The organism is Aliikangiella marina (assembly GCF_007004765.1).
Lineage (GTDB): Bacteria > Pseudomonadota > Gammaproteobacteria > Enterobacterales > Kangiellaceae > Aliikangiella > Aliikangiella marina.
Genome location: NZ_VIKR01000005.1, coordinates 291,119 through 313,705, shown reverse-complemented (window position 1 = coordinate 313,705; position 22,587 = coordinate 291,119). Strand labels below are relative to the sequence as shown.

General features: G+C 39.6%; 29 protein-coding genes. 12 read left to right on the top strand and 17 right to left on the bottom strand.

Going from position 1 to position 22,587, the window contains the following annotated elements; all coding sequences use genetic code 11:
* The first annotated feature begins 197 nt into the window (after positions 1-197).
* On the top strand, positions 198-818 hold the full coding sequence (locus tag FLL45_RS18695; protein ID WP_142943578.1) for a glutathione S-transferase family protein: 621 nt from the start codon (positions 198-200) through the stop codon (positions 816-818).
* A gap of 8 nt (positions 819-826) precedes the next feature.
* On the top strand, positions 827-1,381 hold the full coding sequence (locus FLL45_RS18690) for a DUF1415 domain-containing protein (protein ID WP_142943577.1): 555 nt from the start codon (positions 827-829) through the stop codon (positions 1,379-1,381).
* Here FLL45_RS18690 and FLL45_RS18685 read toward each other — a convergent pair.
* The 9 genes from FLL45_RS18685 to FLL45_RS18645 all read right to left on the bottom strand — a co-directional run bounded on the left by FLL45_RS18685 (position 1,374) and on the right by FLL45_RS18645 (position 8,168).
* Positions 1,374-2,063, bottom strand: a complete 690-nt coding sequence (locus FLL45_RS18685; RefSeq protein WP_142943576.1) for a penicillin-insensitive murein endopeptidase — start codon at positions 2,061-2,063, stop codon at positions 1,374-1,376. The two genes, FLL45_RS18690 and FLL45_RS18685, sit on opposite strands and share 8 nt — an antisense overlap.
* Positions 2,050-2,301: a hypothetical protein gene (locus FLL45_RS18680; RefSeq protein ID WP_142943575.1), complete on the bottom strand. Its 252-nt coding sequence runs from the start codon at positions 2,299-2,301 to the stop codon at positions 2,050-2,052. The genes FLL45_RS18685 and FLL45_RS18680 overlap by 14 nt, the downstream gene beginning before the upstream one ends.
* Complete coding sequence (locus FLL45_RS18675; protein ID WP_142943574.1) at positions 2,298-2,801, bottom strand: O-acetyl-ADP-ribose deacetylase; 504 nt, start codon at positions 2,799-2,801, stop codon at positions 2,298-2,300. The genes FLL45_RS18680 and FLL45_RS18675 overlap by 4 nt, the downstream gene beginning before the upstream one ends.
* 3 nt (positions 2,802-2,804) lie before the next feature.
* Complete coding sequence (locus FLL45_RS18670) at positions 2,805-3,356, bottom strand: riboflavin biosynthesis intermediates N-glycosidase (RefSeq protein WP_142943573.1); 552 nt, start codon at positions 3,354-3,356, stop codon at positions 2,805-2,807.
* Between the two features lie 116 nt (positions 3,357-3,472).
* Positions 3,473-4,021, bottom strand: a complete 549-nt coding sequence (locus FLL45_RS18665) for an RNA 2'-phosphotransferase (RefSeq protein ID WP_142943572.1) — start codon at positions 4,019-4,021, stop codon at positions 3,473-3,475.
* A 139-nt stretch (positions 4,022-4,160) separates the two neighbouring features.
* Positions 4,161-4,520, bottom strand: a complete 360-nt coding sequence (locus FLL45_RS18660; RefSeq protein ID WP_142943571.1) for a hypothetical protein — start codon at positions 4,518-4,520, stop codon at positions 4,161-4,163.
* Between the two features lie 93 nt (positions 4,521-4,613).
* The gene (locus FLL45_RS18655) at positions 4,614-6,272 is read right to left on the bottom strand and encodes an NAD+ synthase (protein ID WP_185964546.1); all 1,659 of its coding nucleotides are present in this window, start codon (positions 6,270-6,272) and stop codon (positions 4,614-4,616) included.
* Between the two features lie 10 nt (positions 6,273-6,282).
* Positions 6,283-7,467, bottom strand: a complete 1,185-nt coding sequence (gene pncB, locus FLL45_RS18650) for a nicotinate phosphoribosyltransferase (protein ID WP_142943569.1) — start codon at positions 7,465-7,467, stop codon at positions 6,283-6,285.
* Between the two features lie 62 nt (positions 7,468-7,529).
* Positions 7,530-8,168: an isochorismatase family protein gene (locus tag FLL45_RS18645; protein WP_142943568.1), complete on the bottom strand. Its 639-nt coding sequence runs from the start codon at positions 8,166-8,168 to the stop codon at positions 7,530-7,532.
* Positions 8,169-8,378: 210 nt separating this feature from the next.
* Here FLL45_RS18645 and FLL45_RS18640 point away from each other — a divergent pair, with 210 nt between their 5' ends.
* The 3 genes from FLL45_RS18640 to FLL45_RS18630 are packed head-to-tail and all read left to right on the top strand — an operon-like array spanning position 8,379 to position 10,326.
* The gene (locus FLL45_RS18640; protein ID WP_142943567.1) at positions 8,379-8,981 is read left to right on the top strand and encodes a nucleotidyl transferase family protein; all 603 of its coding nucleotides are present in this window, start codon (positions 8,379-8,381) and stop codon (positions 8,979-8,981) included.
* A gap of 5 nt (positions 8,982-8,986) precedes the next feature.
* On the top strand, positions 8,987-9,556 hold the full coding sequence (locus FLL45_RS18635; RefSeq protein ID WP_142943566.1) for an NUDIX domain-containing protein: 570 nt from the start codon (positions 8,987-8,989) through the stop codon (positions 9,554-9,556).
* A 44-nt stretch (positions 9,557-9,600) separates the two neighbouring features.
* Positions 9,601-10,326: an NUDIX hydrolase gene (locus tag FLL45_RS18630; RefSeq protein ID WP_142943565.1), complete on the top strand. Its 726-nt coding sequence runs from the start codon at positions 9,601-9,603 to the stop codon at positions 10,324-10,326.
* A 6-nt stretch (positions 10,327-10,332) separates the two neighbouring features.
* On the opposite strand, the gene FLL45_RS18625 is transcribed toward FLL45_RS18630, so the two are convergent.
* From FLL45_RS18625 to FLL45_RS18610, 4 genes are all read right to left on the bottom strand, one after another.
* Entirely contained in the window at positions 10,333-11,034 is a 702-nt protein-coding gene (locus FLL45_RS18625; protein ID WP_142943564.1) for a 2OG-Fe(II) oxygenase, read from the bottom strand.
* Between the two features lie 203 nt (positions 11,035-11,237).
* Entirely contained in the window at positions 11,238-11,510 is a 273-nt protein-coding gene (locus FLL45_RS18620; protein ID WP_142943563.1) for a hypothetical protein, read from the bottom strand.
* 215 nt (positions 11,511-11,725) lie between these two features.
* Positions 11,726-12,115 carry a GFA family protein gene (locus tag FLL45_RS18615; RefSeq protein WP_142943562.1) on the bottom strand — a complete coding sequence of 130 codons (390 nt, stop codon included), beginning with the start codon at positions 12,113-12,115 and terminating at the stop codon, positions 11,726-11,728.
* A 25-nt stretch (positions 12,116-12,140) separates the two neighbouring features.
* Positions 12,141-12,335, bottom strand: a complete 195-nt coding sequence (locus tag FLL45_RS18610) for a CPXCG motif-containing cysteine-rich protein (RefSeq protein ID WP_142943561.1) — start codon at positions 12,333-12,335, stop codon at positions 12,141-12,143.
* A 324-nt stretch (positions 12,336-12,659) separates the two neighbouring features.
* On the opposite strand from FLL45_RS18610, the gene FLL45_RS18605 reads away from it, so the two are divergent.
* The 5 genes from FLL45_RS18605 (at position 12,660) to FLL45_RS18585 (ending at position 18,428) form a co-directional block, all read left to right on the top strand.
* Positions 12,660-13,079, top strand: coding sequence for a hypothetical protein (locus FLL45_RS18605; protein ID WP_142943560.1), 420 nt, complete (start codon positions 12,660-12,662; stop codon positions 13,077-13,079).
* 209 nt (positions 13,080-13,288) lie between these two features.
* Positions 13,289-14,809: a YifB family Mg chelatase-like AAA ATPase gene (locus tag FLL45_RS18600; RefSeq protein WP_142943559.1), complete on the top strand. Its 1,521-nt coding sequence runs from the start codon at positions 13,289-13,291 to the stop codon at positions 14,807-14,809.
* A gap of 310 nt (positions 14,810-15,119) precedes the next feature.
* Entirely contained in the window at positions 15,120-15,320 is a 201-nt protein-coding gene (locus FLL45_RS18595; RefSeq protein ID WP_142943558.1) for a hypothetical protein, read from the top strand.
* 164 nt (positions 15,321-15,484) lie between these two features.
* On the top strand, positions 15,485-17,506 hold the full coding sequence (gene rep, locus FLL45_RS18590) for a DNA helicase Rep (RefSeq protein ID WP_342778777.1): 2,022 nt from the start codon (positions 15,485-15,487) through the stop codon (positions 17,504-17,506).
* Between the two features lie 109 nt (positions 17,507-17,615).
* Entirely contained in the window at positions 17,616-18,428 is an 813-nt protein-coding gene (locus FLL45_RS18585) for a protein-tyrosine phosphatase family protein (RefSeq protein ID WP_185964545.1), read from the top strand.
* 24 nt (positions 18,429-18,452) lie between these two features.
* On the opposite strand, the gene FLL45_RS18580 is transcribed toward FLL45_RS18585, so the two are convergent.
* The 4 genes from FLL45_RS18580 to FLL45_RS18565 all read right to left on the bottom strand — a co-directional run bounded on the left by FLL45_RS18580 (position 18,453) and on the right by FLL45_RS18565 (position 21,515).
* Entirely contained in the window at positions 18,453-19,103 is a 651-nt protein-coding gene (locus tag FLL45_RS18580) for a hypothetical protein (protein ID WP_142943556.1), read from the bottom strand.
* Between the two features lie 24 nt (positions 19,104-19,127).
* Positions 19,128-19,562 (bottom strand): OmpH family outer membrane protein, encoded by a 435-nt coding sequence (locus FLL45_RS18575; protein WP_185964544.1) that lies wholly within the window; start codon positions 19,560-19,562, stop codon positions 19,128-19,130.
* A 125-nt stretch (positions 19,563-19,687) separates the two neighbouring features.
* Positions 19,688-20,047: a hypothetical protein gene (locus tag FLL45_RS18570; protein WP_142943554.1), complete on the bottom strand. Its 360-nt coding sequence runs from the start codon at positions 20,045-20,047 to the stop codon at positions 19,688-19,690.
* A 61-nt stretch (positions 20,048-20,108) separates the two neighbouring features.
* Positions 20,109-21,515 carry a glycosyltransferase family protein gene (locus tag FLL45_RS18565; protein WP_142943553.1) on the bottom strand — a complete coding sequence of 469 codons (1,407 nt, stop codon included), beginning with the start codon at positions 21,513-21,515 and terminating at the stop codon, positions 20,109-20,111.
* Between the two features lie 110 nt (positions 21,516-21,625).
* Between FLL45_RS18565 and FLL45_RS18560 the strand changes: the two genes are divergently transcribed.
* On the top strand, positions 21,626-22,030 hold the full coding sequence (locus tag FLL45_RS18560; RefSeq protein WP_142943552.1) for a hypothetical protein: 405 nt from the start codon (positions 21,626-21,628) through the stop codon (positions 22,028-22,030).
* Between the two features lie 6 nt (positions 22,031-22,036).
* On the top strand, positions 22,037-22,498 hold the full coding sequence (locus FLL45_RS18555) for a GNAT family N-acetyltransferase (protein ID WP_142943551.1): 462 nt from the start codon (positions 22,037-22,039) through the stop codon (positions 22,496-22,498).
* Positions 22,499-22,587 lie beyond the last annotated feature (89 nt).

Genomic DNA, 22,587 nt, shown 5'->3' with positions numbered 1-22,587 from the left:
AAGACTCAGCAAATTGAAAAGTAAAAACATTTCCCAATCTGAGTGTTTAACAACTAGTGCTTAAAAACTAATTATTTAGAATCTAATTATTGAAATTTTAATTCAATAACCAAAAGAGATAGGTTAGCTATTGCCTTCAAGTATGAAAAGCATAAAATAGTGGTTCTCTTACAGTTTACTTATGGGACCTCAAGCAAATGTTAACTTTGTTTGGCGATATTGTTTCCGGTAATTGTTATAAAGCTTACCTTTTACTCAATTTGCTCGAAATCGATTTTAAGTGGGTTAATGTCAATGTACTTGAAGGTGAGGCTGCTACGGATGAGTTTAGACAAATGAATCCAAACGCTAAGATACCGCTTCTTCAATTAGATTCAGGCGAATACCTTTCTGAGTCTAACGCAATTTTAAACTACTTAGCTGAAGGTACAGAATTTTTACCCAAGGACCGTTTCCTTCGAGCTAAAGTTCTAGAGTGGCAATTTTTTGAGCAATATAGTCATGAGCCATATATTGCAGTGGCAAGATTTATCAACAAGTATCAAGGTCTACCTGACGAAAGAAAAGCGGAATATGAATCTAAGCAACCTGGTGGGCACAAAGCTTTGTCAATTATGGATGCCAGACTCGAATCTCATGACTACCTTGTCGGTGACCAATATACTATTGCAGATATCTCACTCTATGCCTATACCCATGTCGCCGAGGAAGGTGGATTTGATCTTTCCCATTATCCTGCAATAGCAGCATGGTTTAAGCGCATCGAATCACATCCAAATCATGTTGGTATGTCACTAAAACCAGAGCATCAAGGTTAAAAATAACAATGGACGAGCAACAAGTCATTAATGCGATTAAATACTGGATTAAGAATACCATTATTGAATATAACTTTTGCCCTTTTGCTAAACGTGAGTTTGATAGAGGTAGTATTCATTTTGAACTCGTTAATGATGCGAATACTGAGGAGCAACTGCATTCGCTAGTCAATGAATTTAAGCGTCTAGATGAAAGCTCTGAAATTGAAACGACTATCGTTATCTACCCAGTTGGCCTAGAAAGCTTTTTTGATTATCTTGACTTTCTTGAAATTGCCAATGACTTATTAATTGAAGAGGGTTATGAGGGCACTTATCAACTTGCCAGTTTTCATCCTGATTATTGTTTTAATGATGTGACTCAGGAAGATCCGTCTAACTTTACTAATCGGTCTCCTTACCCGGCAATCCATATTTTACGAGAAGCAAGTTTAGAAAAAGTATTAGAAGGATATTTAGATCCAGAGTCGATTCCTGAAAACAATATTGAGCTTGCCCGAGAAACGGGAGCTGAAGTTTTTGAAAAAATTCTAACCGATAGTAAGAAAGAGAGTGCTAATTAAGCTTTTCACAGGGTACTATGAAATCAACATGATAATGTTCATCATGTCTCACCCAGGAAGGCTTTTTAGAGAATTCAATATTCTTTTTTAAATAGTCGGCATATTGAGTTTTAAGTAGATTAGGTTGCAATTTGGGGTCAAATATTACTCGCCAAATTCCATAACCGAGTTTTTTCGCCTGTTTATCTAACGAAACGATATGTGCCGCAAGCGCCTCGTAATCGATCTTAAGGTCGTCGTACTCATCTTTCGCATTAAATTCAATGTTATAACCGAATTTATTAAAAGGGTTAGTCGGTAAATGGACCGACTCGCCTTTTTTATTAGTAACCGGCGTCATAAAATCAACCGACAAACCATTTCTGTGAGTTTTATGCGGTTTAAATTGGCCTCCTTCTTCAAAGCCCGTTTCCGCATATTTGTAGACTTTTCTCGGTTGTTCTATCTCTAGTTCTTTATAGGCTGCGACAATAATATCTCTTACCGCAGAATGGACATAGGTGCGCCCAGCTATACGAGCAACTGAAGAGTAAGATACGTAATTGGCACCGCCAGAGGGAAGCTCGACCCCATTCTTCAGCTTTCCATTCGAAGTCGTGCCATAACAAATACTCTCTTTCGCAGAAACTTCGGCAGTTAGAAAAATTACTAAGATTAAAATAATTGCCTTATTGAGCTTCATCTTCATCCTTCAAACGTACAGCGACCGACATACCATCAACAATCCAATGCTGATTGATATCACTATAGACTACCCTCGCGACGAGTCGTTCACTTTTCCCATCACTATAAGTGACAATCATCTTACAAAAATGATTGTGGACCTTAGCGAAATCTTTAAATTCAATATCAGTTATCTCTACTTGTTCGTCTAGTTTGCGTCGTTTAGACCAGGATTTTTCTATAATTTCGTATTTCATTTTTTGTCTAGTATTCTCGAATATGTTCTAGATATTTTGTCTTCAAAACAGACAAGTAAAACCTTTAGATTTCTCTCCTCCAACAAATGGTCTTTTATAACCTCAATAGCGATTTCACAGGCTTTCTCAATCGGGAAGCGGTAAGAACCACAGCTAATCGCTGGAAAAGCAATTGTCTCGACTTGATAGTCTTTTGCCAATTCCAAACATGCTCGGTAACAAGCACGAAGCAACTCTTCCTCATTCTTATTTCCACCATACCAAACTGGCCCAACTGCGTGGATTATATATTTAGCAGCCAATTGATATCCCTGCGTTATCTTTGCAGCGCCTGTATCACAGCCACCTAGTGTCCGACATTCAGCTAATAGCTCTGGTCCGGCAGCTCTATGAATTGCACCATCTACGCCGCCTCCCCCACAAAGCGAACGATTAGCAGCATTAACTATCGCATCCACCTCAAGCGCGGTAATGTCTCCGTTTATTATTTCAATGCTCATTTTCTATTCCTTTAATAATTTTCTTACTTCCATCAGCGCAAACCCGAGTAAATTTAAACCTTTCCATTTAAACGGATTTGACGCATCTTTATGATCTTCAGTTAAACCGATTCCCCAGATATTATCAGCTGGACTAGCTTCAACTAGCACACGTCTATTGGTACTCAATAAATATTCCTTCATTGTTTTATTCTGTGAGAACTTAGCTAAATTACCTCTAACGACGACCTCAAATCGATGCCGATTCCAAATTTCATTTGTGAAACCAGTAACTTGACGACCGAGAGCTTTAGCCTTAGAAGGATTTGTGGCTTCGATTATTTTTGAAACAAGTTCGCTATTGCCAAAGATTCTCGCTTTTTCTGCCATCATGTAATGCTCAGCGGTTTGATAAGTAACACCATCTAGCTCAAATGATGATGGGTACCATTGACTAAAACAGGTTTTGTTAACCAAAGCTTTATTTTTATTGGTATGCCCCCAAAAGAATACATACTTAATGCGCTTTTCTCTGGCAAGATATGCTAATAATTCATCCTTATTCTTAATATCCATGACTACACTTTCTAGTTATTTAATTAGTTCTTTTACTTACTTTTATCTTCTTGGTTTCTTAATTCTATTTAACGGCTTCCACCAGTATAATTAGGACTTCATTTCTAATAAGTCTCCTAATCAATTTCACTAATGTATTCCGCGGGGACTGAATCAACTAGCCAGACATTGTTGTCTGAGCGATAGAAACTAAATCCTTCTTTATGCATGCTTCCGCTATCGATTTGCAATAGAACAACTTTACCGTACCGTTGGCCAACCGCTAAAGCGGTTTGTTTATTCTCTGTAAGATGAACATGATGCCTATCTTTTTTACTTAAACCTTCTTCTCTAATAGCCGATAGGTTTTTTTGCGCAGTTCCATGTAATAAAATTGTTGGTGGTTCAATCGCTCTTAAATCAAGTTCCACCTTAATACTATGGCCTTGATTAGCACGTATCTTCCTGCCATCTTCGCTGATTGCAAAACGCTGCTTATCATTATCTTCAACTATCTTATGAATGAGTTCAAAAGAGTAGTGTTTACCTTGATTTCTCGCTTTTTCAATTAAACTCTCAATATCAGCCCAGCCGTTATCATCGAGTTTTAAATCGATCTCTTCAGGTTTATGTCTCAATACATAACTTAAAAATTTTGAGTATTGTTTTAGATTGATATTACTCATCTTAATATCCTGTATCTTGATAGGTTCCTGTATTTTTATAGGCCCCTGTATTTTTATCTACCCCTGTATTTCTGATTTTCATAAGCTCACAAAAGTTTGCAAACCTATCTCTTAGCTAACGCGCAAGAGATAGGTATGGTTATACTACCTCATGATATTCGCCGATCACTTCAATCTTACCGACGATGTTATTGTTAAGCTCCTCTAAATCCTCAGCCACAATCCACCATTCTGTATGATGTCGAGCGCCAACAGTTTCTATTGGATAGCGATCAACAAACGACTTTTGTACCTCGAACTTAGTTACGAAACCAATACCTTTTTCCTTAACATTCCAGTTGTTGACTTCAATTGCATAACGCTCGTTAGTAACCGGATAGAAAATAAGTTGCTCAGGTAGTCTTGGTGGCCACTTTTTGTAGCCACTATCAATAACTAATTGAAGCTCATTTTTTCCTGTTGGCCGATACATTGTTACTGTTTTAAGTGTATTTTTCATTTTACTACTCCCTATTCATACACCACTAGAGTGTAATCTTCTCCTTCTAATTCTTTCTTTATTATTGACTCAATTAATGTCCAGTCACCCAAGCTAATACCTCGCTGCGACCGGTAACCATCGTCCCATTCCAAAACTACGTTTCTGTACCCGAATAATCGGTGGTGCTTGCTTTCTTTTAAATTCAGCGTTATTCACCATGCGTTGAATTCGGCTTATTTCTTCTTCCGTTGCAGCAAATTCCTCGACGATTCGTTCACATCGGCTTCGTTCTTCTGGAATTAACAAATCCCCTTCAATATAAAGCTCTAAAATTGCATCTAACAGAGGGTACGGCGGAAGAGAGTCACTGTCCTTTTGATCTTCAGATAGTTCTGCACTAGGCTCCTTTTCAATAATATTAATCGGGATAATTTCTCTTCCCGCATTGCTATTTATATACTTCGCAATGGCATAGACTTCCATTTTGTACAAATCACCTAAGGGATTAACACCACCGTTCATATCGCCATACAGCGTTGCATAACCAACACTCATCTCACTTTTATTTCCGGTAGAAATAACTAACCCGCCATAGTGATTACTAAACTCCATTAAAATCCGGCCACGAATTCTCGCTTGAATGTTCTCTTGTGTGATTCTTGAAGGAACCTCACCGGTTACTGACTCAAATCGCTCAACAGACAATTTAAATTCTTCAGCAATTGACGCGTTGAGTAACTTCACACCTAAGTTGGCACAAAGATCGACCGAATCATCAACACTACCTTGAGAAGAAAACTTTGATGGCATAGTAACCGCAGTGACATTTTCTGGGCCTAAAGCTTTAGCGCAAATCGCAATTGTTACTGCAGAATCAATTCCACCTGAAGAGCCAATAACAACTCTCTCAAAGCCACATTTTCGTACATAGTCCCTGATGCCTAAAACAGTCTGTTGCCAATAGAAATCTTCTTCAATTAAAGCTATTGGGTTGGCTTTTAGGTTAACCAATTCAGAAAGTTCAAAGCTATTAGTTTGCTCAACAAATGCCTCTAGCTGTATCGCTAATTGGTTAACGTTATCGACGACAAAACTTGCACCATCAAAAACTAACTCATCATTACCACCAACTTGATTCAGATAAACCACTGGGGCTTTGGTCACCTCAGCGACTTCACTTACCACTTGATATCGCTCTTGTTGCTTACCGATATTACTGGGTGAAGCATTAATCACTATAACGAGATCAAGGTGTTGATTACGTAGGTCTTCTACCGGATCTTGAGCGTATTCAAATGGCGTCGACTTAGCCCAAGCATCTTCACAGACTAAAAAGCCTACTCGCTTGCCTTCAACTTCAAACACACCGGTTTCTTCGCCTGGTTTAAAATGTCTGGCCTCATCAAAGACATTGTAAGTCGGTAACAGTCGCTTATGATACTCAAACACGAGCTTGCCGTTAGCAATTAACCCTAGTGCATTGAAATGCTTGTTGTTCCCATCAGTTTCGTTTCTCGCAATAAACCCAACAACGATTTTACAGGCTTTACCCTTTGTAGCCTCGATTAGTTGATTTAGAGCGCTATCATGTTTATCTAAAAACACCTTTCTTAAAATCAAATCCTGTGGATAATAGCCGCTAATCGCTAATTCGGAGCAAATCAACAAACCAGCTTCATCAGCAACTTTCTCATATTCTTTAAGTATCTTCTTAAAGTTCCCTTGAACATCACCGACGGTATAATTTAATTGGGCAAGTGTTATCTTCATGCTGCCCTCCTTATGCTTCTTCAATTTGAAATACATTTTTTAAATAGCTTAAGTAAGCTTCATCTTTACACATCGTCTTACCGGGGCTATCACTTATTTTCGCAACCGGCTGTCCATTACAGCGAGTCATTTTCATCACAATACTGAGTGGCTTGATACCGACATCATTCGTCAAATTAGTTCCAATGCCAAAAACCACATTAGTCACTTTATTAAATTCAGTGAGAATTTCTAATGCTAGCGGAATGTCCAAACCATCACTAAATACCAATGTTTTTGTCTTAGGATCAATACCTAATGCCTCATAGTGAGCTATCATTTTCCGAGCCCACTCAAAAGGACAACCACTGTCATGTCGCACTCCATCAAATAATTTAGCGAAGTAACGGTCGAAATCTCTTATAAACGCATCGACACCGACGACATCAGTTAAGGCAATCCCTAAATCACCGCGATATTCTTTGGTCCAAATATCAAGCGCTGCTTTTTGGCTGTCAATCAGCCTTGGACCCAAAGCTTGAAATGCCTGAAGATATTCGTGCGCCATCGTTCCAAGCGGTGTAATACCTAACTCTCTCGCAAAATACACATTACTGGTTCCTACTAAATTGTCCTCAACGCTCCGGTTAAGATGTTCAACCACCTGCTTCTGCCATTTTCGATTAAACCTCCGCCGGGTACCAAACTCCATAATCTTTAACTGGCTACCCAATGGGTGTTTTTTAATTAAATCAGTTTTTTCTTTGAGTCGTTTTTGACCTTCCTTCAGATCATGCTGTGCGTGGTAATGTTTAGCATAGACCTCTTCAACTATTGCAAGAATCGGTACTTCAAAAAGGATGGTATGCAACCAAGAACCGACCACTTTAATTTCAAGTTGACCGGCTTCGTCCCGGCCAAACTGAACATTGTTAAAATCTAACTGAAATAACTTTAAAAACTGGACAAAATCCGACTTCAAATAATAAATATTGTTTAAGTAGTGGATTTCGTTTTCCGTAAATCGTAGTTCACACAACTGTCTGATCTGATCTTGAATCTCCGTTGCAAGTGGCACGAGGTCAACACCCTCAGTTCGGCATTTAAATGTGTACTCCACCTCAGCCGCAGGAAAATGATGAAGTACGACCTGCATCATTGTGAGCTTGTAAAGATCGGTATCCAATAATGATTTTATAATCGGTTGTACTGCCATGGTTTTATCCTTATTTAACGACTTCACCAGTTATTACATCGGTCAATTCTTTTGACAACTTGTTAATTTTGCAACTGCTCGATATTTTCAACAATCACAATACCTTGTTGTTTCATTTCTTCAATTGCTGACGCGATAGTATCTTCGGCAATTCCACGACATGCGGATAAATTAACAATAACGTTAAATCCTGCACTTCGTAATTGGCAAGCCGTAGTCTTAACACAGTAATCTGTCGCTAACCCACCCACAATCACATTTTCTATTTCGTTCAGTTTTAAATACTCAATAACACCAGTGCTCATCTGGTCAGCCAAATCGTGATAACAAGCACCATAAGGGTGCATATCTAACTCGATCCCTTTCCAAACAAAGAAGTCATACTCCGCTGGTCGAGGCAAACCATCGATTAACTCAAACCCTTTGGTCCCTGGGACCGCATGTTCATTCCAGGCAATATCAACGTTGTCACCTTTCACTTCAGAAAACATCGGTTGTATTTCATGAGCAACCCATACCGCTTTGGGACTATGAGCATCTTTCGAGCCAACTCGTAACCTTGCTAACTTAGCTTGCTGATTTAGCGCTGGAACAATTTCTGTGCCACCTGCGACAGGCAATTCCTTTGGACACTCTGGGGTAAAAGTATATTGCGCATCAACATCAAAAGCGGCGGTATTTTCAAAACTAAGCTGGTTCATGTTTAAACTCCTTGATGTTAGCTTTAACCAATAAGCTTATCTAATATTCTCATCGACTAGAATTCTTATAACCTATTGTTTTATTTAACTATTAAAGCTCAATTGAGACAATTTTTTAAGTGTTATTTCGAACGCTTGCTTTAATAGTGCACTTGATATACTATTAATAGTACACACAGTATACTATTATGTCAAGCATAGGAGTAAAACATGATTTCAAAGCGAGTTGGCATTATTGGATCGGCGTTTAATCCACCCCACTTGGGGCATAAAGACATTATCGAGCAAGTGTATCGGGATTATGATGAAATCCTTTTAGTACCTAGCTATCGACACGCATTTGGAAAATCAATGGTCCCTTATCAGTACCGACTTTATATGGCAAGTATGCTAGGGCAAGCATTTCATCAAGAGAAATACCTCAAATTTACGCAAAGTACTCCAATCGCAACTTCCTCGATCGAGAGAGAGCTGGGTGAGAAAAATAAAGCTCCAGTGTTCACCTTCAATCTACTGGAAGCTCTAGAAGAGAGATATCGTTCGGCTGATATCGAACCAAAGCTGACTTTTATTATCGGCCCAGATAACGCGAGTTTTGAAACTTGGCGTAAATTTTATAAAGGCGATGAAATTTTAAAGCGGTGGAATATACGCCCGGTAAGTGAACGGGTTTCTGTTCATAGCACCATGATAAGAGAGCTGATTGCTGAATACCCAAGGCCAGGCTTTTTGTTTGCTGCTCGGTTTAAAAATTACTTAGACGATATGATTGCTCATTACATTTTTGAAAATAAATTATATGGAGTTCATTAAACACAATGCCCAACTCATCTGATTATATTTTACAAAGCGAAGTTTGCCATGATGGTTTCTTTCAATTGAAACGTCATACTGTCCAATACCCAAAATTTGATGGTTCGCTAAGTAAAGTGCATAAGCGCGAATTGTTTGTCAGAGAGCCAACTGTTGGTGCTATCGTTTACGATCCCGAGAACGCGCTGGTGTTATTTACCGAACAGTTTCGGATAGGTCCTCTGGAGAATAATGAAACACCATGGATATTTGAATTACCTGCAGGCATTGTTGAGCAAGGAGAAGATAAGGCCGACGCAATGGCCCGGGAAATCGAAGAAGAAACTGGCTACCGCTGCCAAGTGAAAGAACTAATTGGCGAGTTTTATATGAGCCCAGGTGGTTCCTCTGAATTGACGAGTGTTTTTTATTGCGAAGCAAGCCTTGATACATCAGGTGTATTTGGTGCAACCGGAGAGAATGAAGATATCAAGACTCATATCGTACCACTCGATGAAGCCTTGGGCTTTATCCAAAGCAAAAAGTTGAGTGCCTCGGCGGCAATCGGAATTTTGTGGCTTGCGCAAAATAAATGATTCGAATTTAGGTGACATGGCTAAACCCAACATAGAGAATATTGATGAATACCAATCCTCAGGAACAAGCTTTTTTAGATAACTACAACATCCATGATTACGATGTGCCATTAACCAGTGTGGATACGGTTATTTTCACGATTATTGATGAAAAAGTGCAGGTACTCATTACTAAGCGAAAAGATTTTCCATTTAAAGACCAATGGGCAATTCCCGGTGGATTTATTGATATTAATCATGACAAGTCAATTGAGGCAACTGCACTTAGAAAGTTAAAAGAAAAAACCGGCTACCAAGTACCTTACCTCGAACAACTCGGCGCGATTGGAAATGGTTTTCGCGACCCGCGAGGGTGGTCTGTAACAGTTACTTATTTTGCATTAGTAAACGCTGAAGATGTAAGTTATGAAGATGATAGCCGTTGGTGTGAAATTGATGATGAAGGAAATATCAGTGAGGAACTTGCCTTTGATCATAATGAATTAGTCGTAGAAGCTTTTCAACGTTTACGTAGCAAGGCGCAATACACCACTATTGCACTCCATGTTTTACCGGAGAAATTTACTCTATCTGAATTACAACAAAGTTTTGAAATTATATTAGGCGGGAAACTAAATAAATCAGGTTTTAGGCGACGAATAATTAAAGGTAATGTAGTTGAAGAAGTCGAGGGCGAATCAAAACAAACCGCAACCCGCAAAGCACAGCTTTATCGGAAATCAGAAGATGAAGATTTACATTTTTACATGCGTGAGATTTACGCGAAATAGATAGCTCTACTGACCATATAACTCACCTGCAGGTCGATACATCACCCAACTCGCTAATACATATTTATCTGAAGAAACAGGAATCGACCCGCGATGAGTATGAGTAAAACCACAAGGGGCAACAACTATACTGCCTTTAGTTGGTTTTACTTTGGCATTTTGATAGAAGAAATCCGTTTCCCCACCTTCTTCTATATCATTTAAATAAATTAACCATAGAAGCACTCTGTGAAGCGATTTTTGACCAGGATCGGTTGGATGAGGATAGTGCTCTGAATGCCAGTGGTGATAACCACCCTTGCCCTTGAAATACTTTTGCATATTAATGGCATCAAGGCGATAAATCGCACCGATTAATTCGAGGAGCTGTTGCTCGGAAAGTTGTTGAATATCCGTATGGCTAAATGCTTTTGGTTGCTTTGTTTTTGGGTCAACGTAGCTCGGCGAGATAGCGCCGGTTAACATCATTGGATATTGTTTGACATATTCGATCATTGCACGAGTCACTGATTGATTAATCGCAGTACACTCATTTTGCCAGTCCGGTTGCTCGGAGATGAATAGATCAATACTATCTTTTTTGGTTACATCAACTCCGGCTCCAGTACGACCCGGTTGTTTGTTGGAGTCTTGCTCAAACTTTGCAATCAAAGAGTCGCAGAACTCAGGAGTGAGAGCTTGTTTAAATTCAATTATAAAATTATGCATATCTGTTTGAATTGATGTAGTTATTGTATCAACAGATCGACAGTATATTTTTTTATCCGCTTACTGTCATGTAAATAAATTACATTAATTGATTAGTGAATAGTAGACTGAAGACTCGTTCCTAACCCGAGACACTGTGATTGGGGTTACTACCATTGACAGCGTAACGATGCTGATTGGTAAAGAATATCGAATACGATAAACTAACCGGCTAGTTTGACATTAGCGCCTGATTTAGCGAGTTCTTCTTTCAGGCGAGTATTTACCGGATCTGTCCCAGCCAAGTTGAAGTCGAAATCACTGACAGGTTGGTCAACACGCTCTCGCAACCAACGAATAAAAACTTCGGCGAAATGCGCTTGATTAGAAGAAAACATATATGCAGCAATATCTTCTTCTTGCTCTACAGTAACATGGATTTCAACTTCCTTTTCGTCACCCGGAACTAAATGCAGATTGACTTGATTACGGCTCATGTTACTACCCTCTAAACCGATTTATTATAAATAGAGTATTCATTGTTCAACTGAACCCAAGAAAGTTCAAATTAACTCAGATATTAGTTAGATGTTTTCGGATAAATGGTGAGATTAAGATTTGAAAATACAAAAGAGAATCGATAAAAACCATTGGTCATAGGATAGATACCGTTTGTCTACACGCCAAATCCAATACTAAAATAAATCACTTTCTATTGATTTTTAACCTGACTTTTATGTGCGACTTTGTGGGCATTGTCTTCCCAATTCTGACCATCAAATTTTACAACATTAATCGTCGTGGGTTTGGTATCCAAGCATCTTACATTTACATCAATGCCATCCGGATTAGAGCGAGGTGTATAGAAAGGTTTTACACCACATTTTTTACAAAACGTATGCTTAGCAACACCGCTATTAAATGTGTATGTAGAGATATATTCTTCGCCGCACAGTAACTTGAAATGTTCGAGCGGTAAAATCAGATGTAAAAATCCCGCTTTTGAGCACATCGAACAATTGCAGTCTTCGACTTCAATTTCATTGGGTGCTTCGATTTCAAATTGAATCGCTTTACAGTGACAGCTACCTTGAAATTTCATAATACTTCCTCAGTGCTTAGTTGACTTAATCATCTTCTGACTTGACGATAACCTGGCAGTACCCAGCCATGTCTTGACTGATTTCAAACACAATTGGGCGACAACAAACCTGACAATCTTCGATATATGATTGATCAGCATCAGATGTATCGACGAGTACGTTAATAGTCTCCCAACAATAAGGACACTGGACAGATTGTTCTAAAAGTTCATTATTCATTGATGATTGAATGTAGTGTGAATTCAGCTTTATTATTTAAACAAATCATTAGTTACTTGTCTGCCATTTTATGAGTCGAATGAGTATCTGACTTAAAACTTTCTGTCGACATGCCAAAGAGTGTTCACTAAAGAATACTTACAACTTAAAGTCCACCTATTCGTGGTGACGCCGTTTCTATTTTAACTAGCTGCAAATCGCTCACAATCGAATAGTTTATTACTTTCACTATAATTGAGTGTAAAAAATCCTACTTCAATGCTGATATTATGGTATTTTATTTCCTTAATAGTTATCCAAATTATTGGTTTGCAGGAGTTTTAAGTGAAAACGCTATTGTTCTTTATTGTTATGACCACGCTTCACGCCATGGCTTTCTCCGCATCGGCCAACAGCTTATCGCTGCCAAAACCTGAAGAAACTAGAGCCAATTTAGCCGAATTTGCGAAGACTTTTGACTTGACCTCTGAACAACATCAAGAAATGGTAAAGATTATCGATTCGAGCACTCGCAAACGAGATCGCCTATTGAAGAAATTTCGAATCTCGCTAGAATCCAGTCGCAAAGTCAGACTTAATTTTCGAGAAAAGCATGAGTTGCTCACCACCATGAAAAAAATCAGTGATAATCAAGAGTATCAATTATCCCGAGTATTAAATGAAGATCAGATGTCGTCTTGGAAATCTATTATTAAAGATATACAAGAAGCGTTTAAAGAACGCTTGTTTAATATTATCGGTTAATCTCACTTACTCAAAAAAAGCTCACCAGCTCTATCAAAGCCAATGCGCCTAAGTAGAGCGAAGATATTCAATTCCAGACAGTCAACTTACTAAAAATTTCTCACACTAAGAATTAAGTATGTCTCACACAAAATTAATTGATTAGCGATAGTTTTACACCGTTACCTTAGCGTTTAATAACAGTCCACGAACTTGCCACGGAAGGCTGAATGGCATTATCAATTGTTTATACTAGAGCCGGTATTGGTATTGAAGCGCCGCTAGTTACCGTCGAGACCCACTTATCGAATGGATTACCTTGTCTGAATATTGTGGGCTTGCCTGAAGCCGCCGTAAAGGAAAGCAAAGATAGAGTTCGAAGTGCGCTAATCAACGCTAACTTTGAATTTCCGGCACGTCGCATCACTATTAACCTAGCTCCTGCCGATCTTCCGAAGGATGGTGGACGATTTGACCTACCGATTGCCCTCGGAATCCTGCTTGCGTCAAGGCAGATCAAAGTCGATGATATTGAAGCCTACGAATTTATGGGGGAGCTGGCACTGTCTGGAGAGCTACGCTCTGTTAACGGTGTTTTACCCGGGGCACTCGCCGCCAAAAAAGCCCAACGCAAACTAATGGTTCCGCTACAAAACTTGTCTGAAGCGCAATTGGTAGGCTCCAGTCAAGCGGTCGGGTGCAATCACTTGCTTCAAGTCTGTGCCTTTCTTCATGGCCAACGAGAAATTGACATTGAAGATCTACCTGCTACTAAAAAAGTAATTGAGCCTCAGCCCGACTTAATTGAAGTCAAAGGTCAATATGCAGCCAAACGGGCCCTTGAGGTCGCCGCTGCAGGTCGACATAACTTGTTATTCATTGGGCCTCCAGGTACCGGCAAAACCATGCTAGCAACTCGCCTAGCTGGCATTCTACCTGAGATGAGTGAGCAAGAAGCAATTGAATCTGCAGCAATAACTTCGGTCAGCCATCAAGGTTTAGACACCAATAACTGGCGACAACGCCCCTTCAGAAGTCCTCATCACACCGCTTCGGCGGCTGCGCTGGTTGGCGGAGGTAGCAATCCAAAACCTGGAGAGATCTCCCTGGCCCATCATGGGGTTTTATTCTTGGATGAATTACCGGAATTTGATCGACACGTTCTTGAGGTTCTTCGTGAGCCCTTAGAGTCAGGAACGGTAACCATCTCTCGAGCAACGCGTCAAGCTGAGTATCCGGCAAACTTTCAATTTCTTGCCGCGATGAATCCATGCCCTTGTGGCCATTTTGGCAATCCTAAAGGGGTTTGCCGTTGTACCTCTGACAAGATTCGACGTTATCTCCTTAAACTATCAGGTCCTTTCATCGACAGAATCGATATGCATGTTGATGTTCCCGCGATGACTCAAGAGGAACTGAAAGCGATTCCCGACACTAACGCTGAACCGTCGGAGATAGTTCGCCAAAGAGTCATCACGGCGATGGAACATCAAATCGAATCCAGAGGGAAATATAATTCAATGCTGAACCCACGAGAATTAGAAAAACAGATCCAATTTGACGAGGGCGCAGAGGACTTCATTTTGGCTGTCCTTGAAAAGCTTAAATTCTCTGCACGAGCGTATCACCGAATATTGCGAGTGTCGCGCACTATTGCCGATCTGGGCGGTCACAAAAAGGTTACTCAAGCGCACCTTGCCGAAGCCTTGAGTTATCGGCGTCTTGAGAGAATGCTAATGCAAGTGGCTTGAGCAAGTATTCATTAAATTGAGATTAAATCGCACAAAAACGCCCCTTTATTCAAGGCCTACCTGAAATCTATCAGCTTATCTCAAAAGAATTGTCTATAGTGACAGTGAGAAGTCACAAAGTCGTGTTCATCCAGTGAAGCTTTATCGACAAATCTAATCCGAACAAGTAAACAAATAATTTGTTCATTTGAACCGTTAATTTGTTTGATCTGCAGACAACATAAAAAAGAACTCACTTTTCACTTCTGATCACTAATAACAAGGAAATGCATTGATGGGTCTGGAAGACTAGCGGGACAAGGGAAGAAGTATGCACTCACACAAAGTCAGGCAATTGATGCCAGGCAAGTATCAATTTCGACCAAATCCGTTTGAGCCTTGGGTTAATGTTCGTGTTTATCAGGAACACGAAGAGGACCCAAAGAGCCTTAAGGCAAGTTGGGATGGCAAAGCCATTGATGTCGAAAAAATTGCGCAACACGGTGAGTGGCAACCATTGTTTGATGATTAAAAATTTCAGTATTTCAACACCTTAGCGAGTAAAATAGTCCTATTCAATGGATAAACCTTTTCTTGTTGATTTTTTATTTGGCAACCTCCGATTGATTCAATAGAATACTTTTCAATTCCTTATACCTATGTCATAGCCAGACAGCATTAACCGAAGTATTTCATTTGTCGACTATTCGCCTCAATCCACAGCAAACGCTTGCCGTCAAACAAACCTCGTCGCCGTTGTTAGTGTTAGCAGGCGCAGGAAGTGGCAAAACCGCCGTTATTACCCAAAAAATTGTACATTTAGTCACAAACTGTGGTTATCAAGCCAATCAAATTGCGGCAGTGACCTTCACCAATAAAGCGGCTAAAGAAATGAAGGCTCGAGTGACTAAATTACTTGGGGACGGCGCATCGAAAGGACTAATTGTATCGACTTTTCATAATCTCGGGCTGAATATTATACGGCGCGAGCATCAAGCGCTTGGTATCAGACAGAATTTCACCATTTTTGATGATCAAGATTCGCTCGCACTGATGCGGGAATTATCCAAACTTGGCGTAGATGCCGATAAAAGTGAATTGATTGCCATCCTCAACCGAATATCGGCTTGGAAAAATGACCTGCTATTACCTGAACAAGCGATTGCACAAGCAAAGGATAATGACGAACTGATAAGTGCAAAACTTTATGAGGCTTATCAAAGAAGTCTCAAAGCCTACAACGCAGTCGACTTTGATGACTTGATTCTTATCCCAACACTCTTGCTGAGAAACCACGATGATATACGAATTAAATGGCACAACAAAATCCGCTATTTATTGGTCGATGAATATCAAGACACCAATACAAGCCAATATGAATTGGTAAAATTACTCACAGGAAAACTTGGCAGTTTCACTGTTGTTGGCGATGACGACCAATCGATTTATTCCTGGCGCGGTGCGCAGCCGAAAAACTTAGAATTATTACAACATGACTTCCCGAATTTAAAAGTCGTGAAGCTTGAACAAAATTATCGATCTTGCGGACGGATACTAAAATCCGCGAATGTCCTCATTGCTAACAACCCACACTTGTTTGATAAATCTCTCTGGTCAGACAAAGAATATGGTGAGCCAATTCGAATTCTTTCAGTCAAAGAAGATAACCATGAAGCGGAGCGAGTTGTCAGTGAAATTCTCGCTCGCAAGATTCGCAGCAATTTTAAATTTAGTGACTTTGCCATTTTATATCGCGGCAATCACCAATCACGATTAGTCGAGCGTGCACTGGTCAATAAACAGGTACCCTACAAAGTCAGCGGCAATACCTCATTTTTTGCGCGTGCAGAAATAAAAGATGTACTAGCTTATTTACGGCTATTAGTTAACCCTGATGACGACAATGCCTTTATTCGAATATCAAATACGCCACGCCGAGAAATTGGCGCTACAACTTTAGAAAAACTCGGCACTTACGCCAACCACCGACATATCAGCTTATTCGAGGCAATTTTTGAAGTTGGTTTAGAAGAGCATTTATCTGGTAAAGGACTTCGTGCGGTCAGAAAATTTGGCGAAATAATGACACGAGCGAGTGATAACATTAAGCGTGGTGATCCCGTTGCGGTACTTAACGAGTTGATGGCATACATCGGCTATCACGGCTATTTGTTTGAAACGTCGAGTTCACCGAAGGCTGCTGAGTTTCGCTGGGCAAACGTCACCGAGTTATTAAGCTGGATCGAGCGGGGAATTGAAGACAATGCAAACGAGGATGACCCATTTGCCAAGACCGTTAATAAAATTTGTCTCCGCGAAATGCTCGACAGAAACAATGACGACGAAGAAGAAAACAATGAAGTTCAGTTGATGACTTTACATGCTTCCAAAGGCCTCGAATTTCCTCATGTCTACCTATTAGGTATGGAAGAAGAATTATTACCGCATAAATCGAGCATTGAAGAGGATAATGTTGAGGAAGAAAGACGCTTAGCTTATGTCGGCGTGACAAGAGCCAAAGAAACACTGGCTATTATGGTCGCTAAACAAAGAGCGCGTTATGGCGAAATGGTCAACTCAGTTCCTTCTCGATTCCTAGAAGAAATGCCGCAAGATGATCTTGATTGGGAAGAAGATCGGCTACAAGTTTCCGATGATGAAAAGCGTGAAAGCGGAAAATCTAAGATGGAAAATTTACGTAAGATGCTATCTTCTTAAACACCTAGTTTTCCCGCGCTTATTAGAATACTGTGATATTGTAATCTTTCGCACTGGTAAACCGCTCTATCAACTAATTTAACAACCAACACTCGAGGATTTTATAAGTTTGTCATCAGCAAAACACCTTCTCAAACCAATTTATATCAATAACGGTGCAATAGCCATCGGTCATCGGCTGAAGACCAAAGTACTGCCCGATATTAAGGCTCAAGGTGTTACTCATGTCGTTACTTTAATTTCAGAGAAAGAAGGAGCGTTAGCGGTAAAGAAAGCAGTAGAAGCAGCCGGAATCAATTGGTTATGGTTACCACTCGAGAATGCAAAACCACCGGCAAGTGAAAACGATCAAAGTTTTCGACGCGTTTTTAGTCAGTGGCAAGCATTACTGGAAGGTGGCGCATACTTTTATATCCACTGCGCAGCAGGAATTCATCGTACCGGCATGATAACCTATGCATTGCTTCGCTATCTGACATTTGATGCGGTAGAGTCTCATCAATATTTAGAATCATTGCGTGATGTTACCAGTGAGCAAGTAGGCTTCGAAAGACTTAAGTGGGGAGATTTTTTTGCGCCGGGCTTTACCGGCAAATATAAACCAGGAAAGCTTAATTTATCCGACCTACTCACCATGAACCTCATTGGCAAAACATTTTACTCACACTCAGTTGGCGAAGGTTATCAATATCGCGGCGAAGTAAAAAAAGTTAAATCCGATGGAAGTTTGGTTTTAACCAAAGTAGAAACAGCTTGCAACGAAAGCTGTGATTTCGACTTTACTAATCCCTACAGCATTAGTGGTGTATGGGAGCCTTATGAAGACATCGAGTATGCTTCGACAAGAGTTGACATTGAGGCGTCTGATAAAGGATTAGAAATCACCTATGCTTATGCAGGAACTGTTTACATTCATTTGTAGTAGAAAAACCTATTCTACTCACGGTTAATCCTGACAATCATTGGCAAATACTTTCCAAGTAATTAATAGTCCAAAAATAACTGATGTAGCAGTTGCAATACTTTCAATTGACATTAGACCAGCCGATAAATCTCCCCATAGATCCCAAGATAAAATAACTGAGTAGATAGCGACCAGCATAAGACCAAAGCTGACAACAAGAAAGAAGCTTCCTTTAAAAGCGATTCGGACAAACTGATGCCATTCTGCAAAGTCATTTAACTTAGCATAATAATAACCAAGCAGTGTCCATAAACCAGCAGTAAACGCTAACACGAACAACAATAAAAGCATACCGGAGACACGCATCAATACTTCTCGAGGCCAGAAAAACGGTGAAGCAACCGCGACCAAGCATATCGATATTAAAATAAAAAATGCGTAAATAGCGATATGCTTTCTCATCGCTAAGCCTGATAACACAACTAAACCTAGAACTAAGCTAAAGACCAAAAAGGAAACATTTAATAGTAAAAATGTTTGCCCCCCTCTGGTACTCATATTATCCGTCTCACCACTAAACGCTGGATAAATGTCAGCGATAAGCTGATGTAATATCTGACCGCTCATCGGCGAATAACGAACCGCTAAAAATATCGCGAATAATGATGAGAGTGTTATTATTATTTTTTTCATATTAGTTTCTTATTAGAACAAAGACTAATTAAGCTTATCCAATTCCTTAATAATATCTTCAGTAATATCAGCTACCGGTTTAGAGATAAAGATCGCTTCTTTTCGCAAAATAATATCGATATCTTGCTGTTCCATATAATCACTTAATACTTTGCCTAATTTAGGCTCTAATTCTGTCATTATGGTATTCATTAAAGCGCTTTGCTCAGATTGAATCTTTTGTCCGGCCAACTTCAAATCCGCCTGAATAAATTCCATTTTTTTTCGATGTTCTACTCGCTCTTGGTCGGTCCAGGTCATTCCTTTTTCAATTCCTGTTTTATCAAGTTTCTTTAAGCTGGCTTGTAATTCCTCAGCATTTTTCATAATTTTTGCGAATTCGGGCTTCGCTCGTAGCCGCTCAAATTTTTTCTGGGCAACCTTTGTTCTTAATAATGCTTGTTGTGCATCAAAGGTCACAATCTTTCCCGCAATCGACTCAAAACTAACAAGCAACAGTGCTGTCGCTATCAAATATTTATATAACAATTGACTAACTCCAAAATTTATCAAATACAACATTCAACTGAACAGAGACGGGCTGTCTAGCAAACCGACTGAACATGCTGAATATTTTTTATCACAATAGTTTCCAAGGTGGAACCCATATTTTCTATCGGATTAGGCTGCTTAATATACCCTTCGATCAACACCGGATTCTTGCTTCCTTCTTGGCTATATTTGCCTTTAAAATCGCTTGGTGTCCACATCCAGTAAAGCTTACCTTCACAAGTTAAAAACAGACTTTGTTCAAATCCATAGACCCAGTAACCTGTCTCATTGAGAAACTCATTATTCGATTGGTCACCATACCTATCGATTGCCACAACCGCATAGGTATCATTCGTTAACGAATCAATAACCGCAAATAAAGAGAAAAGTACGAATACACTCGCTTTTAACACCGCATAACCCTGTAAAAACCATGCTTCACCTCATCCAATGTCTTCGACTATAACACAGCTTTCAGCGGCGACAATAATCATTCTCCTTCGGTACATTCGCTAACCATACATCCATGGGCATATAACTAAAGTACTCGCTATAGTCAATTTGATTTGACTGCAGTCGACCTTCTTTTTTAGCTAAATCAACGCGCCAGTACTGACGATCATCATTTTCATAGCGACATAGTCGTGTCGCTCGCCGAGTTTCATAGGCAATTCGGTAAACAAAAAATCGCTCACTGAAAATGATTACGGCATCTCGCGGTATATATTTTTCTATACTAGTTATTAACTCATTAACTGCTTTTTCGGGACTAGTATATTGCTTGAGAGGGAACTGAGTTTGACTGATCAACATGAGTTTAGCCGCGACTAGCATTAACGCCAAAACGACCGCAAGTTGAATACGAGGTATTATCGACAGTCCTAAGGTGATGACAAAGCTCGTCGGAATCATCGTCATCAAGTATAACCGCGCTTTAACACCTTCTGGGTTCAAAGATTCCCCCCACCAAATAACCACTGTAACCAAGCAATAAACGATAGACGGTAGTAATAAACACAGTTCGCTTCGGGTAATATGTGACCAAGTAAGCGCTAGTACCAAAAGTCCAACAACGATAGCAATCAGCGAAAAATAACCTTCAATTAGATAGCCAAAGGGCCATAAGTCACTAGAAGCATTCAGAATTGTCGGCTGCGATTGACTAATAAAGTCATCGATGCCGAGCGTTCCATAGCCAATTAAGCTCCCAACTAAAAATAAACTTAGGTAAAAGATTGTCAACAAATGAACAGGTGATTTTCTCAGGGTAAAGTTAATTAAGGACCAGCTAATAAGATAACCTAATGCAAGACCAAAAGCCGCTTTGTGGGTCAGCCATAAGCACAAGATTAATAATGCTATCAAACCGAGCGTGCCCTTTGATTTTTCGCGATTGAATTGCAGCGTTTTCAATATTACCCAAGCTACGATTGCTAACCCTAAACCGTTTTTAATAAACTCAGTTAGATAAAACTCAATATTCGGACTCGTTGAAATTAATAATACAGCGAGCAGACTCCACCAAGCATTATGAGTTAATTCAAAAATGATTCGAGAGCAAAAATAAAGACAAGCCGCTAACGCCAGTATGCTAACCAGTTTGACCGCGATAACGGGTGAAAACAGAAATGACAGTAAGGCAACTATCAAAAATGTAATTGGTGCGTCGTTAACATAAAGTTCACCAGTTTCAATAATGGCGCGATGCTGTAAAAGGTAGTAATAACCATCCATCCCCATCGGATGAGGAGTGATATTGACCAGATAATAAAAAAGGCAAACTGAGTAACTAACAATTACCACAAAGGGAATCGTTTGGGTGTGAACGAACTTTTGATTAAAAATTTTTAATTGAGCAACTAAGCCAGCTATATACTGCATCAAGTGTATTACATCAAATATATTGCATCTGATCGATTTTATCTTATATATTGTCACTTATATAAAACAAGCATCGGTTTTCAGATGCAATTGAAACGAGGCCCATTAACATGTTTAAGTTTGTTTATTGGTTAATACTAACATCGATTATAGATTTAAACATCGCCAGTATTTCTCACTCGGTCGCTACAGAAAATCCAGAAGTTAAAGCCTACAGTTGTGATTTAGCCTTCGCAGACGATGTCGCAGGCTTAGCTAATAGTCAACAATCCGGCCACGAGTTGACATCATTGCAATCATTTTTGGCTAAGTACAAGGACAACCTCGAATTAAAAAGTGATCTTGTTTTACTCCTCACTCAATTAAAGAACATCAACCAAGATGAGGAAGTTGTTTTTTACTATTGCTCGTCAAAAGCTTACGCTAATTTACAAAAGCCAAGCCTAAAATCAATGCAATTAATAGAGGCCACAATTGAGAAAATAGGATCATCTAATCCAAAAACACTAGAATAACTATCTATGACAACTGATCTAACCTTTGCACCTGCAACCATTCACGATATTGATACTTTAGTTACCATGTTGGCGGACGATGAACTCGGCCAACAACGAGAAGATACCCGTCGACCATTAAATCAGTCGTATATCGATAATTTTAGAGCGATAGAGCAAGATCCAAATAATGAGCTAATCATCGTTAAGCAACATTCACAGGTTGTCGGTATGTTGCAGCTGACTTTTATACCCTACTTAACTCACACCGGCTCATGGCGATGTCTTATTGAAGGTGTGCGTATTCACAAGGACTTTCGCGGTAAGGGGCTGGGAACACAGTTTTTTGAGTGGGCAATCAATCGCGCACAACAAAGAGGTTGCAGTATTGTTCAGTTAACCTCAGACAAAAAAAGACCCGATGCGATCCGGTTTTACAATCGTTTAGGATTTACAGCTAGCCACGAAGGTTTTAAGTTAAATTTATAAAGTGCTTTTTCTTAATTTTCAACACGTAAAGCGATAGTCATGAAAAAAAGAACAGGGGCATAAGCCCCTTCTTTGCAAAATAACTCACA

What these genes read in the sequence shown, in the direction of transcription:
- FLL45_RS18695 (WP_142943578.1), top strand. Translation starts at nt 198, where the DNA reads ATGTTAACTTTGTTTGGCGATATTGTTTCCGGTAATTGTTATAAAGCT.
- FLL45_RS18690 (WP_142943577.1), top strand. Translation starts at nt 827, where the DNA reads ATGGACGAGCAACAAGTCATTAATGCGATTAAATACTGGATTAAGAAT.
- FLL45_RS18685 (WP_142943576.1), bottom strand. Translation starts at nt 2,063, where the DNA reads ATGAAGCTCAATAAGGCAATTATTTTAATCTTAGTAATTTTTCTAACT.
- FLL45_RS18680 (WP_142943575.1), bottom strand. Translation starts at nt 2,301, where the DNA reads ATGAAATACGAAATTATAGAAAAATCCTGGTCTAAACGACGCAAACTA.
- FLL45_RS18675 (WP_142943574.1), bottom strand. Translation starts at nt 2,801, where the DNA reads ATGAGCATTGAAATAATAAACGGAGACATTACCGCGCTTGAGGTGGAT.
- FLL45_RS18670 (WP_142943573.1), bottom strand. Translation starts at nt 3,356, where the DNA reads ATGGATATTAAGAATAAGGATGAATTATTAGCATATCTTGCCAGAGAA.
- FLL45_RS18665 (WP_142943572.1), bottom strand. Translation starts at nt 4,021, where the DNA reads ATGAGTAATATCAATCTAAAACAATACTCAAAATTTTTAAGTTATGTA.
- FLL45_RS18660 (WP_142943571.1), bottom strand. Translation starts at nt 4,520, where the DNA reads ATGAAAAATACACTTAAAACAGTAACAATGTATCGGCCAACAGGAAAA.
- FLL45_RS18655 (WP_185964546.1), bottom strand. Translation starts at nt 6,272, where the DNA reads ATGAAGATAACACTTGCCCAATTAAATTATACCGTCGGTGATGTTCAA.
- pncB (WP_142943569.1), bottom strand. Translation starts at nt 7,467, where the DNA reads ATGGCAGTACAACCGATTATAAAATCATTATTGGATACCGATCTTTAC.
- FLL45_RS18645 (WP_142943568.1), bottom strand. Translation starts at nt 8,168, where the DNA reads ATGAACCAGCTTAGTTTTGAAAATACCGCCGCTTTTGATGTTGATGCG.
- FLL45_RS18640 (WP_142943567.1), top strand. Translation starts at nt 8,379, where the DNA reads ATGATTTCAAAGCGAGTTGGCATTATTGGATCGGCGTTTAATCCACCC.
- FLL45_RS18635 (WP_142943566.1), top strand. Translation starts at nt 8,987, where the DNA reads ATGCCCAACTCATCTGATTATATTTTACAAAGCGAAGTTTGCCATGAT.
- FLL45_RS18630 (WP_142943565.1), top strand. Translation starts at nt 9,601, where the DNA reads ATGAATACCAATCCTCAGGAACAAGCTTTTTTAGATAACTACAACATC.
- FLL45_RS18625 (WP_142943564.1), bottom strand. Translation starts at nt 11,034, where the DNA reads ATGCATAATTTTATAATTGAATTTAAACAAGCTCTCACTCCTGAGTTC.
- FLL45_RS18620 (WP_142943563.1), bottom strand. Translation starts at nt 11,510, where the DNA reads ATGAGCCGTAATCAAGTCAATCTGCATTTAGTTCCGGGTGACGAAAAG.
- FLL45_RS18615 (WP_142943562.1), bottom strand. Translation starts at nt 12,115, where the DNA reads ATGAAATTTCAAGGTAGCTGTCACTGTAAAGCGATTCAATTTGAAATC.
- FLL45_RS18610 (WP_142943561.1), bottom strand. Translation starts at nt 12,335, where the DNA reads ATGAATAATGAACTTTTAGAACAATCTGTCCAGTGTCCTTATTGTTGG.
- FLL45_RS18600 (WP_142943559.1), top strand. Translation starts at nt 13,289, where the DNA reads ATGGCATTATCAATTGTTTATACTAGAGCCGGTATTGGTATTGAAGCG.
- FLL45_RS18595 (WP_142943558.1), top strand. Translation starts at nt 15,120, where the DNA reads ATGCACTCACACAAAGTCAGGCAATTGATGCCAGGCAAGTATCAATTT.
- FLL45_RS18580 (WP_142943556.1), bottom strand. Translation starts at nt 19,103, where the DNA reads ATGAAAAAAATAATAATAACACTCTCATCATTATTCGCGATATTTTTA.
- FLL45_RS18565 (WP_142943553.1), bottom strand. Translation starts at nt 21,515, where the DNA reads ATGCAGTATATAGCTGGCTTAGTTGCTCAATTAAAAATTTTTAATCAA.
- FLL45_RS18560 (WP_142943552.1), top strand. Translation starts at nt 21,626, where the DNA reads ATGTTTAAGTTTGTTTATTGGTTAATACTAACATCGATTATAGATTTA.
- FLL45_RS18555 (WP_142943551.1), top strand. Translation starts at nt 22,037, where the DNA reads ATGACAACTGATCTAACCTTTGCACCTGCAACCATTCACGATATTGAT.